The sequence below is a fragment of the Chryseobacterium sp. CP-77 genome (assembly GCF_036362765.1).
Lineage (GTDB): Bacteria > Bacteroidota > Bacteroidia > Flavobacteriales > Weeksellaceae > Chryseobacterium > Chryseobacterium cupriresistens.
Genome location: NZ_CP143637.1, coordinates 4632995 through 4655621 on the forward strand (window position 1 = coordinate 4632995; position 22627 = coordinate 4655621).

Consider the following 22627-nt stretch of genomic DNA (forward strand, 5'->3'; position numbering starts at 1 on the left):
AATGGTTTATTTAATATTATTTTGATTTTATTACTGTTTCTCAATCAGATCCAGAAACTGCTGCTCATCCAGAATTTCAATTGTTCCGATATCCTGAGCTTTTTTCAGCTTACTTCCTGCTTTTTCACCTACTACAAGATAGTTGAGGTTTTTTGAAACTGCAGAAATATTTTTTCCGCCATGCTTTTCTACCATTTCTTCTGCAGATTCTCTGGTGAATAATGACAATTTTCCGGTGAATAAGAAAGTTTTTCCTTCCAGAACATTGGATAGAACTTCATTGGTACTTTCTCCTTTTTCAAGCTGTACTCCGTAAGATTTCAATCGATCGATCATCAATACGTTTTCGGAATTCTGGAAGAAATCTACAATACTCACCGCAATTTTAGCTCCGATGTCTTCTACCTGACAAAGCTCTTCTACACTAGCATTTTTCAGTTCTTCAATTGTTGGGAAGTTTTTTACCAGTTTCTTAGCTACTGTTTCTCCCACGTGCTTAATCCCAATCCCATACAATACCTTTTCAAAAGGAATCTCTTTGGATTTTTCAATTCCTGTGATGATATTCTGGGCAGATTTTTCAGCCATTCTTTCCAGGGGAAGAAGCTGTTCTTTTGTTAAAACATAGAAGTCGGCAGGATTTTCAATCAGTTTTTCTCTGTACAGCTGTTCAATCGTTTCACTTCCAAGGTTGTCAATATTCAACGCTTTTCTGGAAACATAGTGAATCATTCTTCCTACAACCTGTGGCGGACAGTGAAGCTCGTTCGGGCAGAAATGGATGGCCTGATCCTCAATTTTTACCAGCTCAGTGCCACATTCAGGGCAATGTTTGATATATTCAATTTCTTTGCTTTCTTCCGTTCTTTTATCTGTGTTTACCCCTACGATTTTCGGAATAATTTCACCTCCTTTTTCTACATACACGAAATCATGTTCATGAAGATCCAGCTTTTTGATGATATCTTCATTGTGCAGAGAAGCTCTTTTCACAATGGTTCCGGCCAGTAAAACAGGTTTAAGATTAGCAACCGGAGTAATAGCTCCCGTTCTTCCCACCTGATAAGAAACGCTTTGAAGCTCTGTTTCTACCTTTTCTGCTTTAAACTTATAAGCCATGGCCCAACGTGGAGATTTGGCTGTATAGCCAAGTTGTCTCTGTTGTTGTAATGAGTTGACCTTTAAAACAATACCATCAATTTCAAATGGCAGATTATGACGTTCTGTGTCCCAGAAAGTGATAAATTCCTGTACCTCGGCCATCGTTTTACATAATTTGGCCTGTTGGGAGGTTTTGAAGCCCCAGCTTTGCGCTTTCTGAAGCAGCTCCCAATGGGTTTCCGCAGGAACTTCATCAGAAATAAACTGATACAATACCGAAGAAAGGCCACGCTTTCTTACCTCAGCGCTGTCCTGCATTTTCAAGCTTCCGCTTGCAGTATTTCTTGGATTCATGAAGGGATCAAGGCCTTCTTCCTCACGAAGTTTATTGATTTTATCAAAGTTTTTTCTGGTCAGATAAATTTCGCCACGCATGAAAAAATGAGTCGGGAAATCTCCTTTTAAAGTCAGAGGAATATCTGAAATGGTTCTTACATTCGGGGTAATCTCATCACCCTGGAAACCATCACCACGGGTAACCGCCTGAGACAGTTTTCCGTTTTCATAAAGGATAGAAATTGATGCACCATCATACTTCAGCTCAGCAACAAATTCTACAGGATCTTCAATCGTTTTGATGATTCGTTTTTCCCAGTCTTCCAGATCGTCAAAATCATAGGAATTGTCCAGAGAATACATTCTGAATTTATGCTGAATCGTGGGGAAGACCTTGGTAACACCACCACCTACACGAACTGTGGGAGAATTTTCATCATAAAACTCTGGGTACCTGGCCTCCAGATCCTGTAGCTCCTCCAGAAGCATGTCAAATTCATAATCTGTAATGGTAGGAGTATCCAGTTGGTAGTAGTTTTCGTTATGCTGGTGAAGCTCTTTGCGGAGCTGTTCTATCTTTTGTTGAATGTTTTCAGACATTGGGTTTCTATCTTTTGAGCAAAAATAACTAAAGTAATTGCATTTAAAAAATAACAGAATAAAATAGTACGGGAAAATTAAAAATGCTTAATATGTGTTAACCTACTGGTTTTACAGAAAATAAAACGCGTGTTTAAAGTAATTTAACATAACGTTCTGATTTAATTAAAAGAATGTTAAAACTTTCTTAAACACCCCGCTCTTAAAGTCAAAATACCTTTGCACATCTGATTGAAAGAAACCTCTGAATGATCTATCATTGTGAAAATCAAAGAGGTTTCCGGGCTAACATCAAAAAATTAATAATATAGATCTTCGGAAGAAATGAAAAAAGTAAAGATTGTACTGGGATTATTGTTTTTAGGGCTTGGGACAATGGCTTATGCACAGACCACGCAGGCTTCTATTGTAGGGAAAGTTACCGGACCGGGAAGTACGGCTCAGGAAAAAGTGAAAGTAACGATCGTGAATGAGTCTACAGGATTCAGAACGGAAACGGAAACCAACTCAAAAGGGGAATATATTTTTAAGGAAATTCCTCTTGGAGGGCCTTACACGGTCATTGTGAATGACGATAAAAAAGAAGGTTATAATGTCAACTTCGGAGATCAGGTGACCGTGAATATGGATCTGGGGAATGAAAAGACTATTGAGGAAGTAAAAATTACAGGAAACCTTAAAAATAAGATCGGAAACCTGGGAGCAGCTACCGCAATTTCTGCGAAAAACATCAACATGCTTCCGGTGAACGGACGAAACTTCACCAATCTTACGGAATTATCTCCGTTAAGTGGAAAAGGAGGAAACCTTTCCGGTCAGCTTGGATCTTCCACCAACTTTACGATTGACGGGATGACAGCAAAAAATCCTACTTCTGCAGGATCAACAACGAGCCGAAGCGGTGCACCATTCTCCATCTCCATTGAAGCGGTGCGTGAATTCAAAATCACTACCAACCAATATGATGTTACATTGGGAAGAAGTGGAGGAGGAACAGTAAGTGCTGTTACCAAATCAGGAACCAATAAATTTTCCGGAAGTGCCTGGGAATATTTAAGAACAAACTGGCTTTCCAGCCCTTATGATATCAGAGGAAACAAAAGAAATAATGATTTCTCCACTTCCCAGTTCGGTTTTTCATTAGGCGGACCAATCATTAAAAATAAATTACATTTCTTCGTAGCATGGGATCATCAGCTGGATTCAAGACCTTTAGTGATTGCTGATATCAAATCGCCGGATGATGAGAAGAGATTCAACACAACCACGCAGACCCTTAATCAGTTTCTGGATATTGCAAGAGCAAAATATGGAGTAGGAAGCAGCCCGCAATTCGGAACTTTTGATAAAGTGAGAAACTCTGATGCCGGTTTCTTACGTCTAGACTGGCAGATCAATGAAAAGAACTTATTAACCCTCAGAAATAACTTTACTTACGATCTTAACAAAAACGGATTAGGTGATAATACCAATATCAATTTTTTTGAGTCGTACGGAAATGACAAAAACCTTGATAACAGTTTATTATTGACTTTAAGATCAAATCTGAGACCTAACTTAACCAACGAATTAAAGGCGCAGTATCTTTATACCTTCCAGGACAGTTACCAGAACAACCAATTAGGAAAACCTGTACCGAGAGCTATTGTTGAAGGAGTCTCTTCAAGTGCGGGATCTACGAATATTCAGATCGGCGGACACCGCTTTGCTCAGGAAAGCTTCAGAAATAATGTGTTCCAGATCGTAGATAACCTATACTATAATACGGATAAGGTAAAATATACGTTTGGGGCAGATCTTATGTATACAACAGCAAAATCGGTATACGGAAGTGAGGTGAACGGAAGATTCCATTTCCAGGGAATGAGCAATTTTGAAACCATGACACCTTACCGATTCTATAGAGAAGTTCCTTTGGTGGCCGATCCGTCTGTCAGATCAAATATCTGGAACATTGGTCTCTATGGGCAATTCCAGACCAAAGTAGCTAAAGGACTTGATTTAATGGCTGGTTTGAGATTAGATTACAGTGGTTATCCGAAAGCAGAATTCAACCAGAAACTGTTTGATGAAATGGGAATCAGAACCGATAATCAGATCAAATCATTTGTCATCCAGCCAAGGTTCCAGTTTGACTGGAACATTAATGAAGGAAATAAAGACTTCCTGAAGTTCGGTGCCGGAATTTTCTCTTCCGATATCAACAATTATATGATCATCAACAACCTTGTATTTGATGGAAAGCATCTGGCTACTGTGGATGTAACGGGTAAAGATGTTCCGTTCCCGGATTTCAACAGCTATCGAGATGATTACAATACGGTTCCGTCACTTTCTCAGAAGCAGATTCCAACGATCAACTATACCGGTAAGGATGCAAAGATCCCGATCGTTTATAAAGCCAATATTTCTTATACCCATTTCTTCAATGAAAGGTTCAGAGCAGGAATTGCAGGATACATGGCTTTAGGTAGAAACAATTACTATTATTACGATAGAAACATGGTGGCCAATCCTTTCTTTACACTGGCTAACGAAGGCGGAAGGGGAGTATTTATTCCTACAGGAGCTATTACCAATAATGCCAATAACAGTGTAAGTTTCGACTGGAAACAGGGAAGAATCAATAATAATTTCGGAAGAGTACTGGAATTGGTGAGCGATGGTAAAGTAAACCAGTTCTCATTCGTAATCGATACAAGTTACCGCTACTGGAAAGATGGAGAAATCACCGCAAGTTATACATGGTCTGATATTAAAGACAATACTTCTTACAACGGAAACGTAGCCAACTCTGCAACATTGTCTACGATGATTCAGAGTGATCCCAGAGATTTAAGAATGACGTATTCTGACAACCAGTTCCGTAATAAAGTCGTTATTTATGGTAACTCACCTACGATTGCAGGATTTACTTTAGGAATCAGATACTCAGGGATTGGAGGAACCCGTTTCTCTGCAACAACAGGGGGAAATATCAACGGAGACTTCGTAGATTCCAACGATCTTGCTTTTATCTTCCCGAATCTTACCCAATCTATTTTGGATGATCCACAGGTAGGACAGGCTCTGAAAGATTATATCACTGAATACAACGGAAAAATTGCAGAACGTAATGGTGGTAAAAACGGTTTCTACGGAGTTTGGGACGTACGTGTTGCCAAGAAAATTAAATTCGATAAAGTCGGAGCTTTCGAACTTTCCGTAGATATTTTTAATGTAGCCAACCTTTTGAACAAAGAATGGGGTGTAAACAAATCATACGGAAATACTTCTCTGTATAAAGTGACGAAGTTTAATAAAGATACGATGCAGTACGAATACACCAAAAACGTAAGTGGAGGCGGTTTGGTTCCTCTGACAGGAAATCCTTACCAGATCCAGATCGGTGCGAAATACAGTTTCTAACTTTTACCTTTCTTAACCACTGAAGACATAAAAGAAATTGAGCCGGCTATGGTAAATCTCACTTAGCTTTAATCAGTAAATCTTTTATGTCTTTTTGGTTTTTATTTTGTAATAACTACCTTTATCAGGAAGTTTCACGACTTTATTTTAATAATTTAAAATTATATTATGAAAAATTTTATCTTAGGGTTAGCAGTTTTAAGTACAGTTATGATGAAAGCACAAACCCAGATTATTGCCCATAGAGGATATTTCCAGGCTCAGCCTCCAACAACAGAGAATTCAATTCAGTCATTGGAAAATGCCCAGAAATTAAAAATATATGGGTCGGAATTTGATGTAAGAATGACAAAAGATGGTGTATTGGCGATCAATCATGATGAACACCATGGTAAAATGGAAATTTCAGAAACTCCTTTCAAAGAACTGGAAGCCTTGAAATTATCCAACGGAGAAAAATTTCCGACCTTAAAAGATTATTTGAAGCAGGGGAAAAAAGACAAATCTCTAAAGCTGATCGTTGAGATCAAGCCAGCGAAAACTCCGGAAATAGAAAATGAAATCACAGAGAAAACGATCAAAATGATTAAAGATATGAAGCTGGAATCTCAAAGTGAATTTATTTCTTTCAGTCTTAATATCTGCAAAGAGATCAAAAAACTGGCTCCTGCCTTTAAAGTACAATATCTGAACGGTGAGTTGTCTCCTGAGCAGATCAAACAAGAAGGATTAGATGGAATGGATTACCACTACAGTGTCTTCCAGAAAAACCCAACATGGATTGCTGATGCAAAAGCATTAGGGTTAATTACCAATTCATGGACCGTAAATGACGTTGCTGTTTACGAAGAATTGAAAAAACAGGGAATCGGGTTCGTAACAACGAATATTCCTGATCAGTTAAAGAATAAATAACGATTGAATATCCTTCACCAATAGTACAACCGAAGGACGAAATATTCCCCTCCTTCGGAGGGGTGGCAAAAATTCAAAGAATTTTTGACGGGGTGGTTTACAACAATGCCCAATAATAAACAAATTACAAAGTCTGCCTCTTTAAAAAGAGGCAGACTTTTCATTTTTAAGAATTATCCAGTAATTACTTCAGAGATTAAAAAGAGATATTGAAAATCGATGGTTTTTAATATGCTTTAAATCAGTTGATTATATGTATTGTGTGGTATTATCTCAAAGCAAGACAATAAAGATACATAAATACAGCCTTACCACCGTATTAAAAATACTTAATTGCTTAAGTGTTTGTTTATGAGTTGTTTAAATAGTGTTGTTAAGACTTGATTAACATATGGTTTAATAAATTTTTAAGAAACGTTAAAGTCATGTTAAGATCATCCTGGTAATGTCGTTCTAATTTTGCGCAAACAAAAAGGAAATGCGTAAAGAGACACAAAAACTGTTGGTTTTGTCGCTGTTAGGATTCGTCAGTGTCAATCTGGCAGCTCAGCAGAAAGCTAAAAAGGACACCATTAAAGGAATTGATGAAGTAGTTGTAACTGCTTTGGGAATCAAGAGGCACGACAGAGCTTTAGGGTATGTTGCCGAAAAAGTAGATGCCAAAACATTTGAAGAAACCCAGAACAACAACTGGGCGCAATCCATGGAAGGGAAGGTGGCCGGCCTTAAAATCCAGACCGCCGGAGCAGGACCGTTGGGAACTTCCAGAATTACTTTGAGAGGGGAAAAATCCATTATGATGGATCACAACTATGCTCTTATTGTAGTGGATGGAGTGCCATTGGGAAATTCCACTACAGGTTCCGGTACAGCCGCCTATGGAGCTGGTTCCGGAGGTGATGTTCCCATCGATCTTGGAAATGGATTGAACAGCATCAATCCGGATGATATTGAATCCGTAACGGTATTGAAAGGAGCTTCTGCAGCCGCATTATACGGATCACGCGCTGCCAACGGAGCTTTAATGATCACCACAAAATCCGGAAAAACAAAAAACGGAAAACTAAGAGTAACTTTCAATTCTTCCTCAAGCTTTGATTCCGTCTTGAAATGGCCGGACTGGCAATACGAATACGGACAAGGAACACTGGCCACCAATACAGCAGGAAATTTTTACTACTCTTATGGCCTTTCTCCTGATGGACCAAGTACCGGAGGAACCAGTAGTGCTTTCGGACCAAAATTCGCCGGACAGTATTATTTCCAATACGATCCTAATGTGATGGGACAGAGCAAGGAAAGACAATTATGGAGGCCTTACGAAAATAATATTAAAGGTTTCTGGAGAACAGGTTCTACTTACTCGAACAGTATCTCAGTAGAAAGCTCCAATGAGAAAACCAGCTTCAGATCTTCACTTACCTATCTTAATAACGAATGGATGATGCCGAATACAGGCTTCGACAGATTCAATTTTGCGTTGTCATTTGCCCATCAGCTTACCCAAAAATTAAAAATATCAACAAAATTTGCTTATAACACTACTACCAGTGACAACCTTCCTGCGACGGGATACAACAATCAGTCGATTTCCTATTTCATGATCTTCCAGAATCCCAATGTAGATCTGGAGTGGTATAAGCCGATCTGGAAGCCGGGGCAGGAACAGGTTGATCAGATTCATCCGTTCAGTTCTTACATAGACAATCCTTATATGATTGCTTACGAAATGCTGAATGGAGTCAGAAAGAAGACCATTACAGGGAATATCACGGCAGATTATCAGTTTAATAAAAATTTCAGCTTAATGTTGAGGTCAGGAATTGAAATCCTGAACGAAAAAAGAACGACCAAAAGACCATGGAGTTCTGCCAATTACCTGAAAGGTTTCTATAGAGAGCAGTTTATCAAAAACCAGGAATATAATAACGACCTTCTATTCTCTTATAAAGCAGACTGGAATAAATTCAGCATTTCAGCGTCAGCAGGGGGAAGCATTCGTTATAATGAATACCTGCTTAATGATTATCAGGCCATCGGACTGAAAACAGCAGGAGAATACAGCCTTACCAACGCACTTTCTATTCCGGTTAAATATCCGGCACCCAGAGATAAACATGTAGACAGTGTGTACGGATTGCTTACTCTGGGATATGACAATAAAATATTTGTGGATATTACCGGAAGAAACGACTGGAGCTCTACGCTTCCGAAGCAAAACAGATCTTTCTTTTATCCTTCGGTGAGTACCAGTTTCATTTTATCAGATATTTTTAATCTGAAAAGCAATAATCTGAACTTGTGGAAACTGAGAGCTTCATGGGCAAAAGTAGGGATTGACAGTGATCCTTATCTTTTGGACAATTATTATACAGCAAGCAACATTACAGGAAGTGTAGTAGCACCTACCACTTTTAATAATCCTACTCTTAAACCTGAGAAAAATACCAATATAGAAGCCGGTATGGATTTCAGCCTTTTCAAAAACAGATTGAACCTGAATCTTACTGCCTATCAGAATTTCAGTGAAAACCAGATTATCCCTGTATCGTTACCCACCGAAGCAGGATATTCCAAAAGGATCATTAATGCGGGAAAAATCCGAAACAGAGGTCTTGAACTTTCTGCCGATATCTTAGCTGTAAAAGGCAAAGATTTCTCATGGAAAGTAGGTGGAAACTGGTCTACGAACGAAAACAGGGTGATGACCTTACCTGAAGGCTTCGATGGCATTGTTTCCAACGTAGGAGATGTAGTATTCTATAAAATGGAAGTAGGAGGTTCGTTGGGAGATATGTATGGATTTAAATTATTAAGAAACCCGGACGGAAAAGTAATTTACGGAGATAACGGGCTTCCTGCAAGACCCGCAGATATTGAAAAAGTAGGAAATGCGTTTCCGAAATGGAGAGCCGGTCTTCAGAATGATTTCAAAATCAAAAACTTTACGATCAGTTTCTCATTTGACGGTCAGTATGGTGGTATTGCATATTCTCAGTCACATCATAAAATGTCTGAACAAGGTAAGCTGAAATCGACCCTTCCGGGAAGAGACAACCCTGGCGGAATGATTGTAGGAGACGGAGTAGTTCAGAACCCTGATGGTTCCTTCAGTCCCAACACAAAAGGAGTGCTGGTATCTTCTTATTACGGAGATTATTACAGGAGAGCCAATGTGGAGACCAACAGCTTCAGCACAGACTTTATTAAGCTGAGAGACGCAAGAATTGCTTATTCATTCCCGAAAGAAACCATAAAATCTATAGGACTGGATGATCTTACCATTGCCATTTTCGGAAAGAACTTATGGATGTGGACCAAGTTCCCGATGTTTGACCCTGAAGTGGCTACACTGGACAATGCAACCATCACTCCGGGAGTGGAAATGGGACAGCTTCCCACAGCAAGAACAGTTGGTTTTCAGTTAAATCTTAAATTCTAAAATTTTAAAAATGAAAAAAATAATCATACATCTGACATTGGTAGTTTCTGTTTTCATGCTTCAATCCTGTGACAGAACCTTTGATGAAATGAACACAGATACCAGTAAAGTGAAAGACCCTTCAGTTGGCAGTCTTCTCGCTCCGATCCAGTATGAAATGGGAAGTTATGGCTATAACAGGGCAGATGATTTCACCTTTGATATCATGCAGATCGCTTTAGATTTTCCCAATGAAGGAAATTCCTACAGCAGATATTATATGGATGAAAAAAGTGGTAACGGATACTGGAATACTTCTTACAGATGGCTTAAGCAGGTAAGCGATCTTAGAAAATATGCAACAAAAGAACAGAATAATAATTATCTGGCTATTTCAATGGTCCTGAACGCATGGATTGCTTCCAATCTTACTGATGCTTTTGGGGATATCCCTTTATCTGAAGCATTAAGAGTTGAAGAAAATATTTTAAAACCAAAATATGATAAGCAGAAAGATGTCTATATCCAGCTGTTAAATGACCTGAAAACAGCCAACTCGTTATTCAATACCAATCAGGCATTAACGGAAACAGATCTGTTTTATAACGCCAATACAAATAGTCAGACCGGAATTTTAGGATGGAAAAAATTCTGTAACTCCTTGTCATTAAGATTACTGACCAGAATTCTAAGCCGGAACGGAGAAGTGAATGTGTATGAAAGAATTCAGGAAATTATCAACAATCCGGCACAATACCCAATTTTCCAGAACAATACAGACAGCGCAGTTCTGCCACTTTCCGGAATATCTCCTTACTTACCGCCGATCGCCCGTCCACAGGATTTTACAGCGTACAGGGCAGCAGGTGAATTCTTTGTGAATGCCATGAAAGATAACAATGATCCAAGACTGAGCATGTTTTTCACTAAAGCTAAAGCAACGTCAGGAGAAGATCTTGGTTATAAAGGAGCTCCATCAGGATATGCTTTGGGAACATCTTTCAACTATCAGCCTTCCAACCTGAACCAGAACCTGGCGAAAGCACCTTTAAAGATTTTAATCATGACCTATTCTGAAGTACAGTTTATCCTGGCAGAATTGGTTAACAAAGGAATTATTGCAGGAAATCAGCAGACCTATTACGAAACCGGGGTGAAATCTATTATTGAACAGTGGGGAGCAACAGTTCCTGCCAATTACTTCAGTAATCCTAAAGTGGCGTATGACGGTTCTCTGGAAAAAATTATGCTTCAGAAATACATTTCCCTGTTTTTTGTTGATCATCAGCAATGGTATGAGTACAGACGTACGAAACTTCCGGTACTTCCAAATAACGGCGGACTTCAGAACGGCGGACAGATGCCTGTGAGATTCATGTATCCTACCGCTACAAAAGTAATGAATGCGGATAACTATAATGCAGCCGTACAATCCATGGGTGGAGACAATATCAATGTGAAAATGTGGTGGAATAAATAATTGTGATTTAAAGATTAAAATAATTTAAAGATTTAAAAAATTATGAGTATCAATATAAAATTTATAATGCCTTGCATGCTGGTTTCAGCAATGGCTTTCTCACAGGCTTCTGTTGCCGGATACGTATTCGAAGACAGTAACAAAAATCAAAAGAAAGAAAACCGCGAAAAAGGAATTGAAGGAGTAGCCGTTTCTAATGGGGTTCAGGTAGTTCTTACCGATAAAAACGGAAGATACAGCCTGCCGGTTCAGGAAGATCAGACTGTTTTTGTTATCAAACCTTCAGGATATCAGACTGCTTTAAATGCAAACAATCTTCCACAGTTTTATTATCATCATAAACCAAAAGGGTCTCCTGCAGATTTTAAATACAAAGGAGTTGCGCCCACAGGAAACCTTCCCAAAGAACTGAACTTCCCGCTTTATAAGCAAAACGAGAACAAAAATTTTGACATCCTTGTTTTCGGTGATCCGCAGCCTTACACAGAAAAAGAACTGGATTACTTCAAAAGAGGAATCGTAAACGAAGTGAAAAATACTAAGAAAAATGCAGTGCTGGGAATCAGTCTGGGAGATTTGGTAGGTGATAATCTAAGCCTTCAGAAACCTTATGCAGACGTTATGAAAGAAGTTGGACTGCCTTGGTATAATGTGATGGGAAATCATGATATGAATTATGATGCAAAAGAAGACAAGCTTTCCGATGAAACATTTGAATCGAACTTTGGTCCGGCCAATTACGCTTTCAACTATGGTAATGTACATTTCATCATTCTGGATGATATTCTTTATCCGGATCCGAGAGACGGTAAAGGATATTGGGGCGGATTCCGTGAAGACCAGCTTCAGTTTATTGAAAACGATCTGAAACTGGTTGATAAGAACAAACTGATCGTCATTTCTTTCCATATTCCGTTGGAACATAACAATGAAGACAATTTTAGAAATGCCGACCGTCAGAAGTTATTTGATTTCTTAAATCCTTTCCAGAATGTATTGCTTTTATCAGCACATACCCATATCCAGCAGCAGATTTTCTACGGCAAAAAAGCAGGCTGGAACGGAATAAAAGAACTGCACGAATATAACGTAGGAACTACCTGCGGCGACTGGTATTCAGGAACACCGGATGATGCCGGACTTCCTACCTCAACCATGAGAGACGGAACGGCAAAAGGATATTCTTTTATCAGCTTTACAGACAATCAGTATAAAGTGAAATACAGAACTGCCGGAAAACCGGAAGATTATCAGATCAAATTATATGTTCCGAAAGTAATTCCTTCCTCAAGAACTTCTGCCAAAGTACTGGCTAACTTCTTCATGGGAAGCAAAAAAGACAAAGTAGAATACAGAATAGATGGCGGAAAATGGGAAGAAATGGAATATGACGAAACCATCGACCCGAATTTTGCTCTTTCTGTTTTCAAATGGGATTCTACAGAGAAAATTCTTCCGGGAAGAAGACCTTCCAATCCCGAAATGTCAAAACATATCTGGGAAGCAGATTTTCCTAAGAAATTAGCATTAGGAAAACACAAAGTTGAGGTGAAAGCTGTAGACATGTATGGAAATGAATTCTCAGCTTCAGAAGAATTTGAAGTTCAGAACGCCATCCAGATTCCTTAAGCTTTTTATTTTTTTTACTATACCTTTTTTTAGATTTGAAACCGGTTCTTATGAGCCGGTTTTAATTTTTATCGAGGTTGAGATAAACCATAAAAGTCACAAAAGTTTTTAAGATATACTTTGGATATAAGAAGCGCACTTAAGTTTTATAAAAATCTAAGTTTTCATCTTATGTTAACTTTTATACAGGATGATTGTAACTTTTAAATATTCTCAATAGTAATCATCTTTTGTGACTTTTGTGGTTGTATAAAATATAAGTTAAATCTGTGTTTTCACCGCCTCATAAAAATGTTCTTTCGTAACTTTGTATCAAGAAAAGATCATTACTATGAATATAAACGGAAAAAATGCCATTGTAACAGGTGGTGGAAGAGGACTAGGAAAAGCCGTAGCATTAGCTTTAGCCAATGAAGGAGTAAACGTTGCCATTACAGGAAGAAACGAAGAGAACCTTAAAATGACGGTTGAAGAAATCAAAAAATTAGGAGTACATTCAGCTTATGCAGTATTTTCTGTAGACAATGAAATTCAGGTAAAAGCTGGAATAGAATCTTTAGCAGAGCAATTGGGAGGTATTGATATCCTGATCAACAATGCAGGAATCGGAGACTTTGGTTCTATCGAAGAAATGCCTTCTGAAACATGGGAACAGGTGATTAAAACCAATCTTTTCGGGGTGTACTATGCAGCTAAGGCAGCTTATCCATTTATGAAAGCTAAAGGAGAAGGTGATATCGTGAACGTAGCTTCTACTGCAGGTCTGAAAGGAGGCCCGAATATGTCTGCATATGCCGCTTCAAAAGCAGCAGTAGTATCTCTTTCTCAATCCATGATGGCAGAATGGAGAAAACAAAATATCCGTGTCATTACGCTTACTCCAAGTACTATTGCTTCTGATATGAGCATCCAGGGCGGTCTTACAGATGGAAATCCTGATAAAGTATTACAACCGGAAGATTTTGCAGAATGGGTAAGAGATATCCTGAAAATGAACAGAAGAGCGCTGATCGCAAACGGTTCTATATTCTCAACAAATCCTTAATAAGGTTTTAAAATTTAAAGTTCAAGGTTTAGAGTTTAATGTTTACAGCTTTTACAAAGAACCATTTTAATCTAGCTTGAATGATAAAATTCAATAGGAGCGGGCTTTAGCCCGCTTTATTTTTTATGTTTCTATTTAAGTTTTGGCTGAATCCAAGGGAAATTTGTCATGATTTTTAAGACGGGCTAAAGCCCATCACTATTGAATATATTATACGCAGTCATCTGTGGCCTCACTGCCATCCGTGGGATAAAAATTTCACAAATAAACCTTCCTGTCTTATTTATTCAAAAAATTGACTTTCATCCACTAAAAAATATAAAAATCCCCGGTTTCAGCCAAAATTTACTCCATCATTTTTTTAACCGTGATAACATTAGTATTTTTGCAGCAAATTAGTCACATGCAAAATTATTTAGAATTCAATTTCAAAATTTCTCCATTACAACCCTGGAATGAGATTTTAATGGCAGAGCTTATAGAAATAGGCTTCGACAGCTTTACAGAAGAAATTGACGGAATTTTAGGATATATCCAGACAGATTTGTTTCATGAAGATCAGCTGAAAGCACTTCCGATCTTTGAAAACGAAAACGTAAAAATCGAATATTCTTTTGAAGAAATGCCAAACATCAACTGGAACGAAGAATGGGAAAAGAATTTTTCTCCAATTAATATCGATGATAAAGTATTGATCAGAGCAGAGTTCCATGAATCTGTACCGGGAATGCATGAAATTATCATTCAGCCAAAAATGTCTTTCGGAACGGGGCATCACCCTACAACCCATTTGATGATCCAGCAAATGATGGATATTGATTTCAAGGGTAAAAAAGTATTGGATATGGGATGCGGAACTTCCGTATTAGCCATTTATGCAAAACAGCAGGGAGCTGGAGATACAAAAGCAATCGATATTGATGAATGGTCAGTAGAAAACTCAAAAGAAAATGCAGTAAGAAATAATGTAGAACTGGATATCGAACAGGGAACTGCAGAAAATTTAGGGAAAGAGAATTACGATATCATTTTAGCCAATATCAACAGAAATATCCTGATCTCAGATATCCCAACCTATGTTTCGGTATTGAATGACGGTGGAAAATTATTACTTTCAGGCCTTTGCTTCTTTGATGTAGATGATATTCTGGAAGTATGTAAAGAGAGCGGACTAGAGCTTAAAAAGAAGTTGCAGCGTGAAGAATGGGTAAGCCTTCTGCTTGAAAAATAACACACAAAAAAACAAAATACGAATATGAAAACTTTATGGACAGCTTTACTTTTACTGATGCTGCAGTTTTTTACAGCTCAGGAAAATGAAGTATATGCAGATGGTATCTTTGGTTTCGAAGAAAATAAAGCACAGAAGATCTTTACAGATTGGACCCGTGTAAGACTGGATCCGGGAGTGAATGCCAGAATTGTAGATTCACTTCAGACCAATCAGCAGATAATGATTCTTAAAAAAGAAGAAGGCGTTCTGAAATTGGGAGAAAGAGCTGCCAACTGGTATAAAATCTCCTATCAGAAAGGAGAAAATACAGTGGAAGGATATATCTGGGGTGGTAATCTTTGTGTAGGATACCGCAATAAAAACGGGTACGATTTCCTTTTTGGGCTTTCCAAAACAATTGACAGGAAGAACAAAGAATTCAATGAGACTGAAAAGCAGAATATTGCCGGAATCAAAGTGATGGAAGGAACTACACTTATGGATGAGGTATATTTTGATACCGGAAAAGGAGAGGAGCTTAGTTTCGGATCTTTCAATATAGAAAGCGGTCACAAGCTTCAAAATGTAGAATTTACTCTTAAAGCTTCAGTTTCCGGAGAAGCGTGTGGAATAGCCGGCTATGATCAGTATGTTCTTTTTAAAGATAAAAAACTGATTGCCCTTCCGCAATTGATGAATGTGGGTGATGCCGGTGCTTTTTATCACAGTGAAGAATATATTTTTCCAAATGATAAAGGAGGAATTCCCAATGCATTTATCTTAAAAGTGGAAGATATGGAAGTAGACGAGAAAGACAGAGAGAAGAAAAAACATTCTTCCAAAACTTACCTTTGGAATGGAAATACATACAGACTGAAATAAAATCAGAATGTAAGCAATAAAAATCCCTCAACTGTAATTGAGGGATTTTTAGTATAATGTCATGATGAAACCCGTTTACAGATAATCACTATCGTATTTATGAATTAATGAAAACAGCTGTTTGTGTTCCATTAAAATTATTCGGTTTCAGATATTGATTTGAGAGATTGATAGAGATCACTTTCTGCATCAAGGTATAATTTTTTGCGTAGACGGTATTTCTTTGTTTGTACAGATCTGTGCTCCATTGAAGAATATTGTGCAATTTCTTTTGAAGAGAATCCTAACCATATCATAGCGCAGAAAGATAAATCAGAATGAGAAAGACGAGGATTGATTTTTAAAAGCTGCTGACAGACTTCAGGATAAGTTTTCTGAAATAGTGATAAAAAGCCAACACTGTTTTTCTTTGCCAGCTGGAGGATCTGCTCATGATTTTCACTGAGTTTTCTCTTTAGAGTTTTTGTTTCTTCTTCCTGCTGAAGAATGATCTTTTTGCTTTCTACAAGCTTTTTTTTCTTTCTTCTAATCTGCAGATAAAAATAAAGAGACAATACAATAACGATTACCGATGAGCCCCCTCCATACCATAAAGCAGCTTGATGTTTTGTTTTCTTTTTTTCTTCCTCATCTTCTTTAGTTATTTTATTAAAAGATAATGTAATAGCGCTGCTTGAGTTATTGTCTATACTATCATTTAGTGAGGATGCTTTGTTTAAATACTCAACTTCTTTGTCAGTTTTTTTTAGTGCTTTGTACACTGAGGCAAGCGATCTGTAATCATTTAAAACCAGCTGAGGCCTGTCGACTTCTTTTGCCAGTTTAACAGATTGGGTGAAAGCATCAATAGCCTCGTTATTTTTTTTCTGTACCTGCATAAAAATGCCATAATCATATAAGGTTGCTGCTCTTTGGTACTTATTATGCTTAAACCGTTGGGTTTCTAACAGGTCAAAGGCTTTTTTAAAATAAGAGTTAGCCGAATCTGGATTCCAATTGTATTTGGTATAATGACTGGCTATGTGGGATACATCTAAAGGATTAGGGTCTATTTTCATCGCTTTATGAAGATAGGCGAATGATGAATCGTGCTGTTTAATTCCGTCGAAATAGACCGATCGGGTTGAATAGACATACCGTAAAAAAAAACGGCAGTCCTGATTATCTTTTTTTAATCTTAAAGCATATTTCATGGCTTTCAAATTATAATCTAAAGCCATTTTGGGGAGATTCATTCTGTTGTATACCTGTCAATATTCCTGAATAATTTTACCCGTAAGAAAGTCGTCATTAAGCTTTTTTGATTTTTCCTCGGCATAATTCAGATATTCTATGGCCTTTTTAAATTCTCCTATCAGCCAGAGACGATTCGCAATATTGGCATAACCCCAGGCTTCTCCTTTAGGATATTTATTCTGAATGGCTGATTTTATAATTTTTTGATTCCAGATGATAAGATCCTTGTTAGACAATCTCGTTCTGAGTTCTTCATTGGTTTTTATAAGTAAAGTATCTATTTGCTGTGCATTATAGTGCTGTGGAAACAGTTTTGAACAACAAAATGTAAAAATCAGGCAATAGATTATTCTATCAAAGTTTTTCAATGTGTTCATGGTTGTAGAATTAAAGATAATACAGGAATGAGATGGATACAAGATAAAATGAATTCATTAGGATATAATCTGCAGTGCATTGATTATTGTCATTCAGCATAATGCCATTTAAAAAAACGGGTGGGACTATTAATCCCACCTGTTGGCATCATAAAGGTTTTTTGATCTATTTGTGTTTTAGAATCAGTAATTTGTCTGCAATTTCAAAAAAAAAAACAAACAGGAAGAATAATTGAATACATCATAAATACATCATTTTATTTTTTGCTGTATGTAGGGCTGCTTATTATGTTGTATACATGATGTATGTCCATAGTGTGTAAGTACTGTAGATAGGCTTTGTTATGTTGTGGCTGCTGTGTTTGCTTTTGCGCAAGGATGTCATCAAGAAATAGAAAATAATTTATTAATAAGGGTGAGTCATTCTTTCCCTGTGTTTTTTACTAAGAATTAACACTGCAAATCCTACTTTATAGTAGATATAAAATAGATCTACTGATGAAAAATGGACATGCAGTCAAATAATATATCAGATAGGCTTAAATGAGATGTTTTAAACAAGCTATCGGACGATTCTTTCAACAGAAATATCTGAATAAGATTATCTGGGGTCATTATTATCAATAAATAATGATGAGGAATTTATTTAGAATAAAAATAGTAGTGTATTGGTAAGCAGTTGAAATATTGTATGGTATTGCTTTTTGTTTTGAGATTTTTGTCCATTATAATCTGTGAAAATCGATTACATTTTATGAATTTTTCCTTTTTGGATACAATAATCTGACATTTGATTACACCTGTTTTTTTTATTCGTTGGAACTTTGTACCAACAAAAATAATCTTAAAATGAAAGTATTTGTAACAGGAGCTTCAGGCTTCATTGGTTCTGCGATTGTTAAAGAATTAATTGCTTCAGGACATCAGGTAGTAGGCCTGGCACGTTCAGAACAATCTGCAGCAGTAATTCGCAGGGAAGGTGCGGAAGTGTTAAGGGGAGATCTTGAAGACTGGGAAGTTTTAAAGCAGGGTGCCAAAGATTCAGACGGTATTATTCACGCGGGTTTTTTCCATGATTTTACTCAATTTGCAAAGGCTGCGGAAATTGATAAAAATGCAATTAATGCAATAGGAGAGGCACTGATGGGAACAGATAAAGCTATGGTAGTAACAGCAGGAATTTTAGGATTACCCCTTATTAACGGAAATATTACAGAGGAGAGTCTTTCATCTGGTTTTCCGAGATCTTCCGAAACTACAGCTTTGACATTGGCTGAAAAAGGAATAAATGCTTCAGTTGTCCGCTTAGCACCGTCGGTTCATGATAAGGGTGACAAAGGTTTTGTTCCTTTTATAATTGGGCAGGCTCGTATCAACAGCTTATCAGGATACCCTGGTGAAGGATTGAATCGGTGGACAGCTGTTCATCGTTTGGACGCAGCAAGATTATTCCGTCTGGCATTTGAAAAAGGAATCAAAGGAGCAGTATATAATGGTGTGGGTGACACAGGAATTAACATGAAAGAAATTGCTGAACTGATTGGCTCAGAACTAAATTTACCTGTTGCATCCCTTTCTGAAGAAGAAACAGCAAAGCATTTTGAATGGTTGAGTGGATTTATAGCTTTTGACAGCCCTGCAACCCATTTTAAAACGAAGGAACTCTTAGGCTGGAAACCTGAACATATCGGACTTATAGACGATATGAAACAAAATTATTTTTAACCATTTGTGAAATTTTCCACTGTATTTGATATACCCATTGGTAAATTTTTTGACAGAAATGGAGATGAATTGCCTTGGTAAAACAAACAATGACTGTATAAGCAATTAACCAGAAAAATAAAATTAAATTTGTGGTATGGAGCCAAGAGAGACACAAAGAATAAAAACAATAAGCGAATTCCACAGATTGCGTGGTTTGCCAAATCCTGAGCACCCGCTTGTCAGTATTATTGATTATTCTTCCATCAAAAGACCTGCTGACATTGATGAAGTAAATCTGATTTTAGATTTCTATATGATTTCCTTAAAGAGAGGAATTGGTGGAAAGATGTATTATGGACAACAGGAGTTTGATTTTGATGACGGGCTTATGGCATTTATGGAGCCTAACCAGGTTTTCAGGATTCAATCTGATCCTTCTATCAAGGAAGAACGTTCAGGCTGGCTGTTGCTTATTCATCCTGATTTTTTGTGGAACACAGCACTTGCTAAAGGCATCAGGAGATATGAGTATTTTGATTATTCAGTGAATGAAGCACTGTTTCTTTCCGAAAAGGAACAAAAAACGCTGAATAGCATTATTGATAACATTAAGCAGGAATATCAAACGAATATAGACCGATTCAGTAAGCAGATTATCATTTCACAGATTGAAAGCCTGCTTAATTATTCAGAAAGATTTTACAATCGTCAGTTCATAACAAGGGAAAAAAGCAATCACCAGATTCTGGAAAGGCTGGAGAAATTACTTGATGAATATTTAAACATAAAATTGCAGAGAAAGGATTGCTTTCCGTACAGTTTATTGCAGATGAGCTCAATATCTCCCCCAAATATTTAAGTACTTTACTGAAAACACTGACCGGACAAAATACACAACAGCATATACACAACAAATTGATAAAAGTAGCCAAAGAAAAATTATCCACTACAAATTTATCTGTCAGCGAAATTGCTTATGAAATAGGATTTGAACATTCTCAGTCATTCAGCAAGTTGTTTAAAAGCAAGACATCCCAAAGTCCGCTGGAATTCAGAGGAAGTTTTAACTGATTGTTTTATCATAACTTAATCATTAAAATTAGTATCAAATGAACTCTAAATATCCAAGGTGTAAAAGTTGGGTTACACATTTTTATGGGTATAAAAAAGATTCACTGTTTCCAATAAGCCTTTATGTGGGCGCGAAAGGATTCGAAGTTTTACCGTCCCGATTGAAATCGGGATGCTCTATCCTGTTTGATTCATTAAAATTGTTGGATTGTAAAATAAAATTGTAAACAAAAAACCTCACAATAAAAATTGTGAGGTTTTTGTGAGCGCGAAAGGATTCGAACCTTTGACCGTCTGCTTAGAAGGCAGATGCTCTATCCAGCTGAGCTACGCACCCTAAATTTTTTAAGTCGGGGCGGCAGGATTCGAACCTGCGACCTCCTGGTCCCAAACCAGGCGCGATGACCGGACTACGCTACGCCCCGAGGGTGTCATCACTAATGAATTTTACTTCGTTTTTGCGGTTGCAAAGGTACAATACTTTTTGGAATAAAAAAATAAAATCAGGAATAATTTTTAATTAATTTTTCATGACTGCTTCTCGATTAATTGTACATATTTAAAAATCATAGCCTTAGGCTGTTTTTTATAGTTCGATGCTAAAACGGTTTATTTTACCCGGATCTGAGGAGAAATAAAAAGACTCAATATTTCCGCTAAGTCTTTATGTGGGCACGAAAGGATTCGAAATTTTGCCGTTCTGATTGAAACCGGGATGCTCTATTTTCTTTTTTTTGTTTGTAATAATTATGGGTAGTAAAAAAAAAAGACTCACTGTTTTCAGTAAGTCTTTAAGTGAGCTCGAAAGGATTCGAAGTTTTGCCGTCCCGATTACAAATCGGGATGCTCTATTGAGTATGGTTAATCATTGATTGTTTGAGGGAATAAAAAAAGACTCACTGTTTCCAGTAAGTCTTTATGTGAGCGCGAAAGGATTCGAACCTTTGTCGTCCCGATTACAAATCGGGATGCTCTATTCAGTAATCATTGATTGTTTGAGGGAATAAAAACAAAAAAGACTCACTGTTTCCAGTAAGTCTTTAAGTGAGCGCGAAAGGATTCGAACCTTTGACCGTCTGCTTAGAAGGCAGATGCTCTATCCAGCTGAGCTACGCACCCTAATTTTTTTTAAGTCGGGGCGGCAGGATTCGAACCTGCGACCTCCTGGTCCCAAACCAGGCGCGATGACCGGACTACGCTACGCCCCGAGAGTGTTATTAATAACGAATTTACATCGTTTTTAGGGCTGCAAATTTGCAATACTTTTTGGAATAAAAAAAATAAAATGAAGAATATTTTTTAATTAATTTTCCTGATTTCTTTTTTATTACCTTTACCGGGTTAATAACCATAGACTTATCTTGTTTTAAAAAGTTTAATTTTTTTTTCCTCTTTTGGGATCTGCAATCATCTGTCCATGGTATTTTATTTTTTAATCTAAAATGGAAACAAATATTTTTATAAGATTATATTCAGTTAAATTTTTATGACATCCTATATAGATTCCAATAATTATTATCTGTCAAAATTTTTTAATTGTGAATTCTTCAATTACGATAGCTTTTGGTTATTTTATAGTCAAAGAAATGGAATTCGAATGGCCGATCTTTTTTCTAATCAAAAAATTTATTCTTTTCTGTGGGAATATGCTGATGTAGGCATTTTATTAAGGATAGATGAATGGAAAAGAGCTTTCAGGAGAAGTAATATTGACGTTTTACCAGATGCTAAGCTGCATACCCGGAATTACCTATCAGGAGGGCGAAAAGTATATCTGGATTGCTTGGAAACCAGTCCTGTAATTGCACACAAAAAATTTAAGGACCTAACCGCATACTATATCGGACAACGTTTTGGTCAGATCGTTACCGATGAAAATATATCTTTTACTGATATCAATTTAAGTTTTCTGGAATTAACTGACAATATTGATAAATTTAAAGCGTTTATCAGGATTTTAGACACCAATGGTATTCATGCATTAATTTTAAATGGCTATCATCATCGAGGAGAACTGCTTAAAGTATGTATAGTTAAAAATAGTGAAATGAATTTAAAAACAGAAGAAACTTTACCTTTAAATGTTTTTGAAAATACTTATGTCTCAATGCCTTTTAACTGGTAAAATTATTAGAATCCCGCTCCGCAAAGTCTCCCGACTTTGAGGTGAAAAAACAAATAACTCAATTCAATATTAAAAACCTCG

Annotated in this window: 13 protein-coding genes, 4 tRNA genes and 1 pseudogene; 11 read left to right on the forward strand and 7 right to left on the reverse strand. The window is 37.1% G+C overall.

The genetic code is table 11. The features are described 5' to 3' along the window. Positions 1-30: 30 nt before the first annotated feature. Positions 31-2037 (reverse strand): NAD-dependent DNA ligase LigA, encoded by a 2007-nt coding sequence (ligA, locus tag V0410_RS20815; RefSeq protein ID WP_330745476.1) that lies wholly within the window; start codon positions 2035-2037, stop codon positions 31-33. 324 nt (positions 2038-2361) lie between these two features. Between ligA and V0410_RS20820 the strand changes: the two genes are divergently transcribed. The 8 genes from V0410_RS20820 (at position 2362) to V0410_RS20855 (ending at position 16030) form a co-directional block, all read left to right on the forward strand. Then, positions 2362-5445: a TonB-dependent receptor gene (locus V0410_RS20820; RefSeq protein WP_330745477.1), complete on the forward strand. Its 3084-nt coding sequence runs from the start codon at positions 2362-2364 to the stop codon at positions 5443-5445. Between the two features lie 168 nt (positions 5446-5613). Beyond that, on the forward strand, positions 5614-6360 hold the full coding sequence (locus V0410_RS20825; RefSeq protein WP_330745478.1) for a glycerophosphodiester phosphodiesterase family protein: 747 nt from the start codon (positions 5614-5616) through the stop codon (positions 6358-6360). 478 nt (positions 6361-6838) lie between these two features. Further along, on the forward strand, positions 6839-9802 hold the full coding sequence (locus V0410_RS20830; protein WP_330745479.1) for a SusC/RagA family TonB-linked outer membrane protein: 2964 nt from the start codon (positions 6839-6841) through the stop codon (positions 9800-9802). A 10-nt stretch (positions 9803-9812) separates the two neighbouring features. Further along, on the forward strand, positions 9813-11261 hold the full coding sequence (locus V0410_RS20835) for a SusD/RagB family nutrient-binding outer membrane lipoprotein (RefSeq protein ID WP_330745480.1): 1449 nt from the start codon (positions 9813-9815) through the stop codon (positions 11259-11261). A gap of 66 nt (positions 11262-11327) precedes the next feature. Beyond that, complete coding sequence (locus tag V0410_RS20840) at positions 11328-12890, forward strand: calcineurin-like phosphoesterase C-terminal domain-containing protein (RefSeq protein ID WP_330747733.1); 1563 nt, start codon at positions 11328-11330, stop codon at positions 12888-12890. A gap of 331 nt (positions 12891-13221) precedes the next feature. Further along, positions 13222-13935, forward strand: coding sequence for a 3-ketoacyl-ACP reductase (locus V0410_RS20845; protein ID WP_062676455.1), 714 nt, complete (start codon positions 13222-13224; stop codon positions 13933-13935). 403 nt (positions 13936-14338) lie between these two features. Next, entirely contained in the window at positions 14339-15166 is an 828-nt protein-coding gene (gene prmA / locus V0410_RS20850; protein WP_330745481.1) for a 50S ribosomal protein L11 methyltransferase, read from the forward strand. Between the two features lie 24 nt (positions 15167-15190). After that, positions 15191-16030, forward strand: coding sequence for an SH3 domain-containing protein (locus V0410_RS20855; protein ID WP_330745482.1), 840 nt, complete (start codon positions 15191-15193; stop codon positions 16028-16030). Positions 16031-16167: 137 nt separating this feature from the next. Here the strand turns inward: V0410_RS20855 and V0410_RS20860 are convergent, their stop codons facing one another. Then, on the reverse strand, positions 16168-17265 hold the full coding sequence (locus V0410_RS20860) for a tetratricopeptide repeat protein (protein WP_330745483.1): 1098 nt from the start codon (positions 17263-17265) through the stop codon (positions 16168-16170). A gap of 15 nt (positions 17266-17280) precedes the next feature. Beyond that, positions 17281-17643: a hypothetical protein gene (locus V0410_RS20865; protein WP_330745484.1), complete on the reverse strand. Its 363-nt coding sequence runs from the start codon at positions 17641-17643 to the stop codon at positions 17281-17283. Between the two features lie 849 nt (positions 17644-18492). Between V0410_RS20865 and V0410_RS20870 the strand changes: the two genes are divergently transcribed. Then, on the forward strand, positions 18493-19368 hold the full coding sequence (locus V0410_RS20870; protein ID WP_330745485.1) for an SDR family oxidoreductase: 876 nt from the start codon (positions 18493-18495) through the stop codon (positions 19366-19368). A gap of 136 nt (positions 19369-19504) precedes the next feature. Continuing rightward, positions 19505-20421: pseudogene (locus V0410_RS20875) on the forward strand (helix-turn-helix domain-containing protein). Positions 20422-20684: 263 nt separating this feature from the next. Here V0410_RS20875 and V0410_RS20880 read toward each other — a convergent pair. The 4 genes from V0410_RS20880 to V0410_RS20895 all read right to left on the reverse strand — a co-directional run bounded on the left by V0410_RS20880 (position 20685) and on the right by V0410_RS20895 (position 21629). Next, positions 20685-20758: transfer RNA gene (locus V0410_RS20880), tRNA-Arg, on the reverse strand. Positions 20759-20771: 13 nt separating this feature from the next. Beyond that, positions 20772-20846 (reverse strand) — tRNA-Pro (locus V0410_RS20885). Positions 20847-21466: 620 nt separating this feature from the next. Continuing rightward, positions 21467-21540, reverse strand: a tRNA-Arg gene (locus tag V0410_RS20890). Between the two features lie 14 nt (positions 21541-21554). Further along, positions 21555-21629 (reverse strand) — tRNA-Pro (locus V0410_RS20895). A 389-nt stretch (positions 21630-22018) separates the two neighbouring features. Between V0410_RS20895 and V0410_RS20900 the strand changes: the two genes are divergently transcribed. Continuing rightward, on the forward strand, positions 22019-22546 hold the full coding sequence (locus tag V0410_RS20900; protein WP_330745486.1) for a hypothetical protein: 528 nt from the start codon (positions 22019-22021) through the stop codon (positions 22544-22546). The last annotated feature ends 81 nt before the right edge of the window (positions 22547-22627 follow it).